This window comes from Polycladospora coralii, assembly GCF_014773435.2.
In the GTDB taxonomy this organism is placed as follows: Bacteria; Bacillota; Bacilli; order Thermoactinomycetales; family Thermoactinomycetaceae; genus Polycladospora; species Polycladospora coralii.
Window position 1 is genome coordinate 232665 of the sequence record NZ_JACXAG020000004.1, and the last position, 12348, is coordinate 245012.

Annotated in this window: 16 protein-coding genes and 1 riboswitch; of the genes, 13 read left to right on the plus strand and 3 right to left on the minus strand. The window is 39.8% G+C overall.

Annotated elements, in window-relative coordinates:
- Both spoVAEA and rraA read left to right on the plus strand, forming a co-directional pair.
- Positions 1–561, plus strand: a complete 561-nt coding sequence (spoVAEA, locus tag IC619_RS10815; protein ID WP_191139749.1) for a stage V sporulation protein SpoVABEA — start codon at positions 1–3, stop codon at positions 559–561.
- Between the two features lie 95 nt (positions 562–656).
- The gene (gene rraA / locus IC619_RS10820; protein WP_191139748.1) at positions 657–1136 is read left to right on the plus strand and encodes a ribonuclease E activity regulator RraA; all 480 of its coding nucleotides are present in this window, start codon (positions 657–659) and stop codon (positions 1134–1136) included.
- Between the two features lie 209 nt (positions 1137–1345).
- Here rraA and IC619_RS10825 read toward each other — a convergent pair whose 3' ends face one another.
- Positions 1346–1729: an HPr family phosphocarrier protein gene (locus IC619_RS10825; protein WP_191139747.1), complete on the minus strand. Its 384-nt coding sequence runs from the start codon at positions 1727–1729 to the stop codon at positions 1346–1348.
- A gap of 183 nt (positions 1730–1912) precedes the next feature.
- Between IC619_RS10825 and IC619_RS10830 the strand changes: the two genes are divergently transcribed.
- The 11 genes from IC619_RS10830 to IC619_RS10880 all read left to right on the plus strand — a co-directional run bounded on the left by IC619_RS10830 (position 1913) and on the right by IC619_RS10880 (position 10599).
- Entirely contained in the window at positions 1913–2854 is a 942-nt protein-coding gene (locus tag IC619_RS10830) for a COX15/CtaA family protein (RefSeq protein ID WP_191139746.1), read from the plus strand.
- A gap of 74 nt (positions 2855–2928) precedes the next feature.
- Positions 2929–3066, plus strand: a riboswitch (FMN riboswitch).
- A 269-nt stretch (positions 3067–3335) separates the two neighbouring features.
- A complete protein-coding gene (gene ribE, locus IC619_RS10835) occupies positions 3336–3995 on the plus strand; it encodes a riboflavin synthase (protein ID WP_191139745.1) in 660 nt (219 codons plus the stop codon).
- The gene (locus IC619_RS10840; protein ID WP_191139744.1) at positions 3988–5181 is read left to right on the plus strand and encodes a bifunctional 3,4-dihydroxy-2-butanone-4-phosphate synthase/GTP cyclohydrolase II; all 1194 of its coding nucleotides are present in this window, start codon (positions 3988–3990) and stop codon (positions 5179–5181) included. Before ribE ends, IC619_RS10840 begins: the two co-directional genes overlap by 8 nt.
- A 30-nt stretch (positions 5182–5211) precedes the next feature.
- Positions 5212–5688 (plus strand): 6,7-dimethyl-8-ribityllumazine synthase, encoded by a 477-nt coding sequence (gene ribH / locus IC619_RS10845; protein ID WP_191139743.1) that lies wholly within the window; start codon positions 5212–5214, stop codon positions 5686–5688.
- Positions 5689–5760: 72 nt separating this feature from the next.
- Positions 5761–6462, plus strand: coding sequence for a segregation and condensation protein A (locus tag IC619_RS10850; RefSeq protein WP_224749712.1), 702 nt, complete (start codon positions 5761–5763; stop codon positions 6460–6462).
- Positions 6459–7061: an SMC-Scp complex subunit ScpB gene (scpB, locus tag IC619_RS10855; protein WP_224749711.1), complete on the plus strand. Its 603-nt coding sequence runs from the start codon at positions 6459–6461 to the stop codon at positions 7059–7061. The genes IC619_RS10850 and scpB overlap by 4 nt, the downstream gene beginning before the upstream one ends.
- 94 nt (positions 7062–7155) lie before the next feature.
- A complete protein-coding gene (locus IC619_RS10860; RefSeq protein WP_191139741.1) occupies positions 7156–7818 on the plus strand; it encodes a DUF2953 domain-containing protein in 663 nt (220 codons plus the stop codon).
- Complete coding sequence (ytfJ, locus tag IC619_RS10865; RefSeq protein WP_191139740.1) at positions 7791–8219, plus strand: GerW family sporulation protein; 429 nt, start codon at positions 7791–7793, stop codon at positions 8217–8219. Before IC619_RS10860 ends, ytfJ begins: the two co-directional genes overlap by 28 nt.
- An 85-nt stretch (positions 8220–8304) precedes the next feature.
- Positions 8305–9447, plus strand: coding sequence for a D-alanyl-D-alanine carboxypeptidase family protein (locus IC619_RS10870; protein ID WP_347239787.1), 1143 nt, complete (start codon positions 8305–8307; stop codon positions 9445–9447).
- A gap of 3 nt (positions 9448–9450) precedes the next feature.
- The gene (locus IC619_RS10875) at positions 9451–10041 is read left to right on the plus strand and encodes a nucleoside recognition domain-containing protein (protein WP_191139739.1); all 591 of its coding nucleotides are present in this window, start codon (positions 9451–9453) and stop codon (positions 10039–10041) included.
- A gap of 21 nt (positions 10042–10062) precedes the next feature.
- On the plus strand, positions 10063–10599 hold the full coding sequence (locus tag IC619_RS10880; protein WP_191139738.1) for a spore maturation protein: 537 nt from the start codon (positions 10063–10065) through the stop codon (positions 10597–10599).
- Between the two features lie 68 nt (positions 10600–10667).
- Here the strand turns inward: IC619_RS10880 and IC619_RS10885 are convergent, their stop codons facing one another.
- On the minus strand, positions 10668–11801 hold the full coding sequence (locus tag IC619_RS10885; RefSeq protein ID WP_191139737.1) for a serine hydrolase domain-containing protein: 1134 nt from the start codon (positions 11799–11801) through the stop codon (positions 10668–10670).
- Positions 11802–11870: 69 nt separating this feature from the next.
- A complete protein-coding gene (locus IC619_RS10890) occupies positions 11871–12224 on the minus strand; it encodes a hypothetical protein (RefSeq protein WP_191139736.1) in 354 nt (117 codons plus the stop codon).
- Between the last annotated feature and the right edge of the window lie 124 nt (positions 12225–12348).

A 12348-nucleotide genomic window follows, 5' to 3' on the forward strand; every position in this document is an offset into this window, starting at 1 on the left:
ATGAAAAAAAGACGTGTCATTTTGGTTACGGATGGGGATCAAGCAGCTAAAGAAGCACTAGAAATCGTAGCCAAACAAGTAGATGCAAGGTGTATTTCTTTATCAGCAGGAAATCCGAGCCCCTTATCGGGACCTGAATTAGTAGAGTTGATAAAAAGTGCTGTTCATGATCCAGTATTGGTCATGTTTGATGATTGTGGCTACAGTCGTCAAGGGATTGGCGAGCAGGTTTTAAAAGATGTGGCCACTCATGCCGAAATTGATGTTTTAGGAGCGATTGCCGTTGCTTCCAATTGTATGCGTAGTAAGGGAACGCCTATACAGATGGCAATCAATAATCAAGGACATATTGTAAGTCATGCTGTGGATAAAAATGGCTATATCATGTCTGATGTTCCTCTGCGTATATTTGGAGATACAGTAGAAGTTCTTAATGAGATACAAATTCCAATTGTAATCGGTATGGGCGATATTGGGAAAATGAGAGAACATGATGATGCATCACTTGGTTGTCCAATTACGAGAAAGGCGATTGATCTCATCTTAAACCTACATAATTGATATTGTCTGACCGTAAGAAATTTAAGTTATATCTTTGTAAAGAAAATATATTATAATAATTATGTAGATTTAAAAAGAGAGGGGAACAAGCAAGAATGAGTTTGAAAACAACTGACTTATGTGATGCACATGGTTCAACTCTACAAGTTGCAGAGGATATCTTCTGTTCTTTTGGGGGAAGGAGAAGTTTTCACGGTCCGATTTTCACGGTTTCAGTATTTGAAGATAATGTATTGGTACGAGAGGCAATTGAATCGATACCGGTAGGTTCAGTACTTGTAGTAGATGGTGGTGGTTCAAAGCGTTGTGCATTACTAGGTGATCGATTAGCTGCTATTGCCATAGACAGAGGACTTGCCGGTATTATTATAAATGGGTGCGTGCGTGACACTGCCGATTTAGTCAAGATGGAAATTGGTGTATTAGCTGTAGGTAAATCACCTCGCAAAAGTGTGAAAAGAGGTAAGGGGAAACGGGATATACCCGTACAATTTGCCGGCATGAATTGGATACCGAATCAATATGCCTATGTCGATGAAGATGGCATTGTTATCTCAAAGACCTCTCTTGCATGAGTAAACGCTTCAACTTCGTTGTGAAGGGTACAGTATAGGATTTCCGAATGATACAGGATAAAAGAAGACGTGAGTGACCTGTGAGGTCATTCACGTCTTCTTTTATCTGTGGTAGAGGAAGCTTGTTTTGAGTGGATGCATGATGAGCAAAATACGCGACGGTAATATGGAAAAATCATAAAATCGATACGCCTGTTCTATTATATTGATCACGATTTTAAAAAGCTTTTAGCAGTGAGGCGGACATGAGGGGTCCATGTCTCCTCAGCGTGTTGCCAAGCATGCATGGTTTTCTTTAATCCTTCCTGTTCAAAGTGATCTAATTCTGATTGCGGGGTCGATGAAAATAAGTTTTCTTTTAAAAAATTGATTTCCTCTTGATTGGTGTGGGGCAAAAAACGTAATACAAGCGTATCTCCAGCTTTTAAGGGTAGAAAAAAGGCAACAATACCTAAGAAGCTTTTCCCGTTACAAATCTTGTCGTTTTGCACAAAGTAAATTTCATATGGAAATGAAGTTGCTGATTTAGCAATATTAAGAATTTGATTTCTCGTATACCCTTGGGGGAGGGTGAGTGGATATTCGATAAACATGTATATCCTCCTTTGTGAGATAAGATGACACTATTTTTTGTTATTTTCATTATATCACAAATAATAGGAATTTGTGTTAAATAAATTAACATTGAGGTTATGGAGAGTTTGTGCCAGTTTAGATGGGGTTCGTAATCTGAACGGGAACGTGTGATATGATGGGTATGAGTAGGAGGAATGATGATGACCGCAAATCAATCACCAAGATGGCTTCGTTATCTTGCAATCATAACAGTAATAGGTACGTATACCATGTTAATTATGGGAGCGATTGTTTCAAAGACGGAATCGGGTCGAGGTTGTGGTAGTTCATGGCCGTTTTGTCATGGTCAACTGATTCCGGAAACACTCCCACTTGAAACGGTGATAGAGTATAGTCACCGGATTGTATCTGGGGGAGTAGGCTTTTTAATTTTGTTATTAACGATTTTCTCTTGGATGTTATATAAACAAAATCAAAAAGTAAAGTTATTGGCCGGTATGAGCTTATTTTTTGTGGTTTTGCAAGGTGGTTTAGGTGCGCTTACAGTGGTGTTTCGTGGAGGATTAGAACAAAAAGCTGCACTTGCACTTCACTTTGGATTTTCACTCATATCATTTGCGAGTGTGGTTCTGCTTACAATTTATCTTTTTCAGTTAGCAAAAAATAAAGCTTTTGATCGCGATCTCGTTCATATTCCAAGCGGTCTGAAAGTGGCGACATGGGGACTCACCTTTTATACCTATTTAGTGGTTTATACCGGTGCTTTAGTGCGTCATGCTGAGGCTACGATGGGATGTGGATATTCTTTCCCTGCTTGTGGCGTTACTTATTTTCCGAATTTGTCTTCCATTGCAGGGATCCAAATGTTACATCGTTATGCGGCGATTTCATTGTGGTTGGTTACACTTTGGTTTTTACTCGTCGTCATTCGGAAGTATAAGCATCGCTCAGATCTTGTAAAAGGTAGTATTTGGGCATTTGTCCTCATTACACTACAAGCGATAAGTGGTATCATTACGATTCAGTTAGATGGACAAGTGATGGCTGCCCTTGTGCATACGACGATCATTTCGATATACTTTTGTATACTTAGCTATTTATGTATGCAAGTTGGGTTGCCGTGGCGTCGTTCAAGTAAATAATGCGCTCGACATTTTCAGATAGGTAAGCTATACTTCTTGATAGATGAAGTTTTATAATTGTATAATGTGATATGCATATCCTTCGGGGCTGGGTGAAACTCCCGACCGGCGGTGATGGTCATAATGACCTTAGTCCGTGACCCGCATATGATGCGGTGGATTCGGTGTAAATCCGAAGCCGACAGTGAAAGTCTGGATGGGAGAAGGATGAACAGGTGAAGTGTATCCTGTATTCAAGTCTGTAAAAAATCGACTTGTGATATAGGTTTATTTGATAGTGAATAAATTTATTAAAACCTGCTCTTCCAAAAATCTTTACAAACCCCGACTTAAATGAGATCGGGGTTTTTGTGCTGTGCGGTGGGAGAAACTACCTCATGTCCCACTTTTGTGATATGGAAGTGAATTTGTTTCACTCCTCTCAAAAATCAACATGATAGAGCTGTTTAATCAGGATACTCGAAAAGCTGGAGGTAATCCCATGTTTACCGGTTTGATTGAAGAAGTTGGCTCCGTTAAAGAAATTGTAGCCCAAGGAAATACAATGAAGCTTACGATTGCTTGTGAAGCCGTTCTAGAAGATACAAAGTTAGGTGATAGTATTGCCGTTAACGGTGTCTGCCTAACTGTAACCCAAAAGGGAGAAAATTATTTTGTAGCGGATGCCATGCCTGAAACCATGGAGCGAAGCAACCTCCGTGATTTCAAACACCGAACCCCTGTTAATTTGGAACGGGCTTTAGCAGCAGGACAGCGGATGGGAGGACACTATGTTCAAGGTCATGTAGATGGTGTAGCGGTTCTTATGAATGTAGAGCCAATCGAAAATGCCGTCGTCTATCGTTTTCGTGCACCCGCAGGGCTAACGGATTATATGGTGGAAAAAGGTTCGATCGCGATCAATGGGGTTAGCTTAACATTGGTAGAGGTGGAAGCTGAACTTTTTAGTGTATCGGTCATCCCCCACACACTGGCAGAAACTAATTTAAAAGATACGCACCCAGGAGATTATGTCAATATAGAATGTGATATGACAGGAAAGTATATTGTTAAATGGCTAGAAAAACATATGGCAAAAGAATCTCATATACCTAACTTAGCAAAAGCAACAGCCCAAATTAGGAGGGAGACCGATGTTTGATCCAATTGAAGATGCACTTGAAGACTTAAAAGCTGGTAAAGTCATTATTGTGGTGGATGATGAAGATCGCGAAAATGAAGGAGACTTTGTCTCGTTAGCTGAAAAAACAACGCCTGAGGTCATCAATTTTATGATTACGCATGGTCGCGGTTTGGTTTGTATGCCAATTACGGAAGAGAGAGCGATGCACCTCGACTTGCCACCTATGGTCCAACAAAATACAGACCGGCATGGAACTGCTTTTACGATATCGGTAGATGCTTTTTCTACTTCGACGGGAATTTCGGCTTATGAACGTGCGGATACAATCCAACAAATGATTGATCCTTTAAAAGGGGCGACTGATTTCCGACGTCCCGGCCATATTTTCCCACTCATTGGGAGAGAGGGTGGTGTTTTACGGCGAGCAGGCCACACCGAGGCAGCAATCGACCTAGCTCGATTATGTAATACTTACCCTGCTGGCGTGATTTGTGAAGTAATCAACGAAGATGGTACGATGGCAAGAGTACCTGACTTAAAAGAAATTGCACAGCGTTTTGACTTAAAAATGATTACGATTCAAGATTTGATTCATTATCGTCGTGAAAAAGAAAATTTGATCGAACGTGTTGTTTCCGTCAATATGCCAACCGAATTTGGTGATTTTAAGATGGTGGGATACTCCAATAAGATAGACGACAAAGAACATATCGCATTTGTAAAAGGGGATATTAATCCGGATGAACCCGTAATGGTGCGTGTACACTCAGAGTGTCTGACGGGGGATGTGTTTGGCTCAAAACGTTGCGATTGCGGTCCACAACTTCATGCCGCCTTAGAAAAAATTGAAAAAGAAGGAAAAGGTGTTCTACTATATATGCGTCAAGAAGGTCGTGGTATCGGTTTATTAAATAAGCTGAAAGCTTACAAGTTACAAGAAGAAGGTTACGATACGGTCGAAGCCAACATCAAACTAGGCTTTCTAGATGACTTGCGTGAATATGGGATTGGTGCTCAAATCCTCCGTGACTTAGGTGTTGGGCAAATGCGGCTTTTAACAAATAATCCACGCAAGATCACGGGCTTAAAAGGTTATGGATTAGAAGTAAGGGAGATCTTACCGATTGAATTACCTGTCAATCCGGATAATCGAAAATATATGGAAACGAAGCGTAGTAAGATGGGGCATTTATTACACCTATAATGATCTAAACATGACTTGGAGGAATCGGAAATGGCAAATGTATACGAAGGTAGTTTAGTGGGGCAAGGACATAAAATCGCGATTATTGTGGCACGTTTTAATGACTTTATTACATCCAAACTTTTAGATGGTGCCTTAGGCGGACTACGCCGACATGGAGTAGGTGAAGAAGATATTAACGTGATTTGGGTTCCAGGAGCGTTTGAAATCTCACATATGGCAGACCGCTTAGCAGCCACTAAAAAATATGATGCAATTATTACCTTAGGGTGTGTGATTCGTGGTGCAACCACTCATTATGATTATGTTTGTAATGAAGTGGCCAAAGGCGTCAGTCATACTTCGCTCAAGTACCAACTTCCCGTCATCTTTGGTGTGATCACAACTGAAAATATAGAACAAGCGATTGAGCGAGCAGGTACAAAAGCGGGGAATAAAGGTTATGAAGCAGCGGTAAGTGCCATTGAAATGGTAAACCTCAATCGTACATTATTTAATGACCGCTAAGCACAGAAAGTTGTGACACAATACATGGATGTGAAGTTTAAGCTAGATATGTTTGAGGGGCCTCTTGATTTATTGTTGCACTTAATAGAGAAAGCAGAAGTAGATATATATGAGGTTCCAATTTCACAAATTACAGACCAGTATATTAAGATCCTAGAAGAAGCGAAACAAATGGAATTAGAAATTGCGAGTGAGTTTTTGGTTATGGCAGCTACGCTGATCGCACTAAAAAGCAAAATGCTCTTACCTAAACCAGATTTAGTAGAGGATGAACTCTCTTTTTGGAATGAGGAGGAAATGGATCCGAGAACTGAGCTTGTTGAACGCTTATTAGAATATAAACGCTATAAACGTCTAGGAGATGTGTTAGAGAGACGAGAAGAGGAGCGAAATCAAGTATACACACGAGATCCAATTGATTTATCCCCGTATACGAAAGAAATAAGCCCAGTGGAAGGTTTAACCGTAGATGATTTACTTCAATCTTTTATAGAGATGATGCAACATCGTACCCCACCAGAACCCGTAACGGAGATGGTAAGAGAAGAGATTTCAGTAAGTGCGCGAATGGTAGAAATTATGAGTGAGCTAGAGCAAGTAGGCCACTTACGTTTTTCCCAGTTACTCATTTGGACTGAGGTGACCAAAGAACGCGTCATTACGACTTTTCTAGCTTTATTGGAGCTCATGAAAACGAAACAAGTGATCTGCCAACAAGATGTACTATTTGGTGATCTTGTCATTAGACCCTTTTTAGCGGAGATGAACTTATGAACCACAATATGAAAGCAGTTATTGAGGGACTACTGTTTGCAGCTGGTGATGACGGTTTAAGCAGTAAAGAATTAGCAGACATTACGGATCAGACAGTAAATGAAATCGATCTGTTGATTCATGAATTACGTGTGGATTGGAAAGAACAAGATAGGGGATTACAGATCGTAAAAGTAGCGCAAGTTTATCAAATGACTACACGATCTGACCACACGACCTATTTTGAAAAGATGGCACAATCACCAAATCGTTCGCAACTATCACGGGCCTCACTGGAAACATTAGCTATTGTCGCTTACCGTCAGCCGATTACACGTGTCCAGATTGAAGAGATTCGAGGGGTGAAAAGTGATCGTACCTTACAAATGTTGCAACGAAAAGGGCTGATCAAGGAGAAAGGAAGAGAACCTGGTCCAGGTCGTCCAATATTGTATGGAACAAGTACGGCTTTTTTGACCTACTTTGGATTAACGACACTAGAGGAATTACCTCCGCTCGACTCCATTTTTCAATGGCAAGAGTGGGAGCAAGAGCGGCAACAATTATACAAGCGTTTAGGAATAGATATCGAGCCATTAGTGGAAGAAGAAACGCCTTAACAACCTGATCTAGGTTGTTTTTTTTTATGCTGAAACAATCTGAATAAAATTTAGATGGTTTGTCCACAATGCAAAGTAGGCAGGTGATGAATGGTTGATCATTTTTGCAAGCATTTTAGCAGGTATAAGCATGCTTCTACTTATTATTTTTTTCATAACGGTACAGATTGAAATTCTCTTTAAACGTGAACAAGAAGATGATCACGGTGAAGTGCGTGTTTCCGTTTTAAAGGGCCTGATTCATTACAACATACAAATTCCTAAACTAAAATGGGAAGGTGTTGATGATGGAATTGAGATTGAGCAAAAAGATGCATCCATTTCGTCACAGAGCAAAGACAGTCAAATTACAGCAAAATCGATCAAAGAAGCACAAAATCATTTTCAGCAACTTTTAGCACGTATCCATCACTTTTTTGAGATTGTTGGATGGTTTGTTACGAAAATAAGATGTGAGAAGTTGAAATGGGTAACGCAAATCGGAACAGGCGATGCAGCCGAGACGGGTATGCTTGTAGGAGGATTGTGGGGTATTCAAGCTTCTGTTTTGGGCTGGATCAGTCATCAAGTTCATTGTAATTGCCCGGTTGAAGTGGAAGTCATCCCTTCTTTTCAACAACCCTTACTTCATACACATTTTCATAGTATGATTCGTTTTCGGTTGGGATATGCTATACTTGCCGCTGTTCGTCTCGTTATTCATATGAGAAAAGGAAAGGATCGAAGAAAATGGCTGATCACCCCATTCAAAGCTTAATGCAAACTGCAATGGAAAATATCAAAGAAATGGTAGATGTCAACACCATTATTGGTGAACCTGTTGAAACATCAGATGGACAAGTGATTATACCCGTGTCCAAAGTGGGATTTGGTTTCGCAGCAGGTGGTAGTGAGTTTAGAACATCACAAATCAATGAGAAAGCAAGTTCTGGAAAAGAAGATAAGAAAGAATCATCGGATACAAAATATCCATTTGGAGGAGGTTCGGGTGGAGGTGTATCCATTACACCAGTAGCATTTATTGTGGTAGGAAAAGAGGGAGTTCGTTTACTGAATGTAGAAGGCTCTACGCATTTATTGGATCGTGTAATCGATATGGCGCCTTCATTGATGAAACAACTAAAAGGTAAAAAAAAGAATGATGATTGCGATGTCTAGAATGACATCGCTTTTTCATATTTTAGCCTTGTCCGCATATATTGGTAGAAATTAAGTTTCTGATACGCGAATGGGGTGAAAAGAGGTGTATACATGCAAACGATATGTACGCGGACTATGGATTGGCTTATTTTTTCTGATGAGCTTTCAGCACGGGAGTGTTTGGGCTGAGACTGACTTAGCACCAAGTGCGCAAGCCGCCATACTGATGGATGCTTCTTCTGGACGTGTATTATATGAAAAACAAGCAAGTGAAGAAAAATTGATTGCCAGTTTGACCAAGATTATGACTGCTGTTGTTGCGATTGAGCATGGTGATTTAAATGAGTTGGTAACGATTAGTGAAAATGCGCAAGGTGTTGAAGGCTCTTCTATCTATTTGAAAAAGGGTGAGAAGATTTCACTTGAAACTTTATTATATGGGTTGATGTTACGATCTGGTAATGATGCAGCAGTTGCGATTGCAGAGCATATTGGGGGCTCAGTCGAGGGGTTTGTTTATATGATGAATGAGAAAGTAAATCATCTCGGTCTAACACATACCCAATTTCAAAATCCACATGGATTAGATGAAGAAGGACACTATTCTTCTGCTGAAGACTTGGGAAAATTAACGGCTTATGCACTAAAAAATAATACATTTCAAAAAATTGTAGAAACTGAGGTGAAAACAGTTTCGTGGCCCAACGAAGAATGGAAGCGTAAATTTTATAATAAAAATAAGATGTTGCGTTTTTATGAATGGGCAAATGGTGTAAAAACAGGGTACACCAAAAAGGCGCATCGTACACTCGTATCATCAGCCACCAAAGATGGTATGCAATTAGTAGCGGTAACCTTAGATGATGGAAATGATTGGAAAGAATCCATGGTTATGTTTGAGTATGGATTTAAACATTATGAACAAACGACCATTTTAAAAGAGGGACAAAAAATGTCCAAAAAATCGTTTCAAACAGATGAGGGTGAGCGGGTACAGATCACAGCAGGTCATTTGTTTCAATTTCCATTAACGGAAGAGGAGAAGCGATCCATTGTGGTTGAACCTGTCATTAGTTTCCCGCTACGGATGGTAAAAAATGATGAAACACAAGTGGGAACAGCCCGAATTTATTTAAAAGGTGAAATAATTGGTTCTGTCCCGTTAGTCACAACTAGAGAATCTAAGGATGCAAGATTGATGAGGCAATTCAAACAAGTCTTTTCGATGATGATGGGGAGGGGATAACGCATGATCAATTATATCTGGTTATTTATGATAATAAGTGGTGTAATTGCAGCTGTGCTTCAAGGAAGAGTTGATCTTGTCACGGTAGCTGCCTTAAATGGCGCGAAAGATGCAGTAGCTGTTTGTATCGGTTTAATCAGTATTTTGGTTTTTTGGTTGGGAATGATGCGGATTGCGCAAGATGCTGGGCTACTAGTTAAGTTATCCAAGTTACTAAGACCAATTGCTTCATTTTTATTTCCAAGCGTGCCACCCAATCACCCAGCGATGGGTTATATTTTATCCAATATGAGTGCGAATTTATTTGGACTTGGGAATGCCGCAACCCCGATGGGAATAAAAGCAATGGAAGAATTACAAAAACTAAATCATCAATCAGATAAAGCATCACCGGCAATGTGTACGCTACTTGCTTTAAATACATCAGGATTAACCTTAGTTCCGGCAACGATGATTGGTATTCGAATGGAGCATGGATCGCTAGATCCAACCTCTATTATCGGCCCAACTTTTTTAGCAACCGTGTGTGCCACAACAGTCGCTATTTTACTTGACCGCTTTTATCGTAAGAAAGAAATGAAAACTCATTTTTAAGTTATAGAGGGGACCTTTAAGATGGTTGAATGGATTAACGGATTGTCCAAATTTATGCTTCCTGCTATTCTCGTCTTTATTCCCTTATATGCCGCTTTTCGTAAAGTGCCAATATATGAGAGTTTCATCGAGGGTGCAAAGGAAGGTTTTCCAACTGCGATTTCAATTATTCCTCATCTCGTTGGTATGTTGGTAGCAGTTGCCATATTTCGAGATACAGGAGCTATGCAATTCTATTTACAATTTTTCACACCTGTTGTGCAATTTTTCCATATTCCGACAGAAGTTTTACCAATTGGTATACTTCGGCCTATATCCGGTACGGGATCGCTTGCATTTGTCGAAAGTACTTTACAAACACACGGTCCAGACTCCTTTTTAGGCAAACTAGCATCAACCATTCAAGGGAGCACGGATACGACGCTTTATGTAGTTACGGTATATTTTGGAGCCGTTGGAATAAAGAAGTCATTATATGCTTTAAAAGTTGGTTTATGGGCAGACTTAGTAGGCTTTATCGCATCAATTGTTATCTGTACCTTTTTATTTGTGGGTTAAGGTGATCATAGGAAAGAAGCTAAACCTCAGAACGGAGCGCCTAGCTTCTCGTATTTTATGAACGAATACTACTCTTCTTCTATGAGTATATCTGAAATTTCTTGGTTGATATCAGCAACTGGCGCATAGCGGTAATTGGACAGTAAAATGATTGTAAAATCATGCTGAAAATGGAGGGTCATAAAGGATTGAAAACCACCGATGGTTCCTTGATGACGCGCCCAGCTTTTGTCGTTCGCAATCATCCAGCCGTAGCCATATCCACGATCTTTTAATGTTTGTAGGGGGATTGCGTCAGGTGTGAAGATTTTATTTTTGGTGTTTTCTTGTACAAGTTGATTGAGTCGTATTCCTTCTCCCCATTTATAGAGGTCACCAACTGTTGAATAAAGACCACCAGCTCCACCTAGGTCTAGGCCACTTACGTAATAGGCTTGTGGAGATCCACTTTGGTTTTTCTGATATCCAGTAGCTGCTTGGTCCACATCTTTCATTGTATTACTATAGCCAGTATGAGTCATGCCAAGTGGAGAAAATATATTTTCTTTTAGAAATGTGAGATAGGGCTGTTTGGAAACGGATTCAATGATTTTTTGCAGTAGTAAATAATTGGAGTTACTATACGCATACTTTGTCCCAGGAGTAGAAGATAATGGCTGATTCCAGTAAGGCTCAAAGGTTGTGTTACTCGCAATTCCAGAAGTATGAGTTAAAAGTTGATGGATCGTGATTTGATCTGCATGTGCATAATCAGGTAAGTATTTACTTACTTTATCACTTTCTTGAAGCTGACCTTTTTCCTGTAATTGCATAATTACCATGGCTGTAAAGGGTTTCGTAAGTGAAGCAATTGCAAATTTAGTCTGGTTATTATTCATCGTACCGCTACTCAGATTAGCTTTTCCATAAGATTGATTGTGAATCACTTGTCCAGCATGAGAGACGAGTACATTACCACTAAATGTACCGTTATCTACGTATTTACGGATGATCGCATCGATGTTCTCGTGGCTTGCCTCACTTAACGGATTCACACTAGGATCGGTTTGATCAGTGGTTTCACTATTTGAGCGATATCTTACCTTTTGAATTGTGTCAGGATTCGGCTTTGCCTCTTGTTGTTTCGGTTGACAAGCGACAGTAGTTATCACGATTAAGGATATTGCTAAAAAAGTGATGTAAGTGCTCTTTGTATGGAACAAAATTTTCCCCCCTATAATAATGGACTGTTTAATCGATATCTTTTCCAGAACGATAGGAGGATATGTGAATTAAGAGTTTAGTTGTTGGAGGAGTTGTGTTGCGGCAAGTTCCTCTGGGTAAGACAAGATGGTTCGGGGCCAATAGTCAAGGGTGTGTAAGAATTTATCGTGTAGTATTTTAATAAAGTGGGGTTTAACCTGTGGAATCTGGATGTGATGAAAGAGGTCATCTAATAACCAACAAATATGATAACTTTCTTCTTGTGACCACTTCGGGTTTTCAATATATAGCTTTTGTAATATGCATACAAACAGTTCATTTGTCGCATATGGCGTCCATTTATTGTAATGGTGTGGCTTAGGCTTGTTCATATGATTTAATACAGTATGTATTAACCATTTTTTTTCTTCTGGCGTTAACATGATTGATCCCTCCAGATCTAAAATTCGAACAGGATATCGATTTGTGTGCCGAGGAGAGTGCAAACCCCATTTTTCAATAATTAAACATCCGATAAGGCGTTTGGTCGATCAATGCTTGATCGCA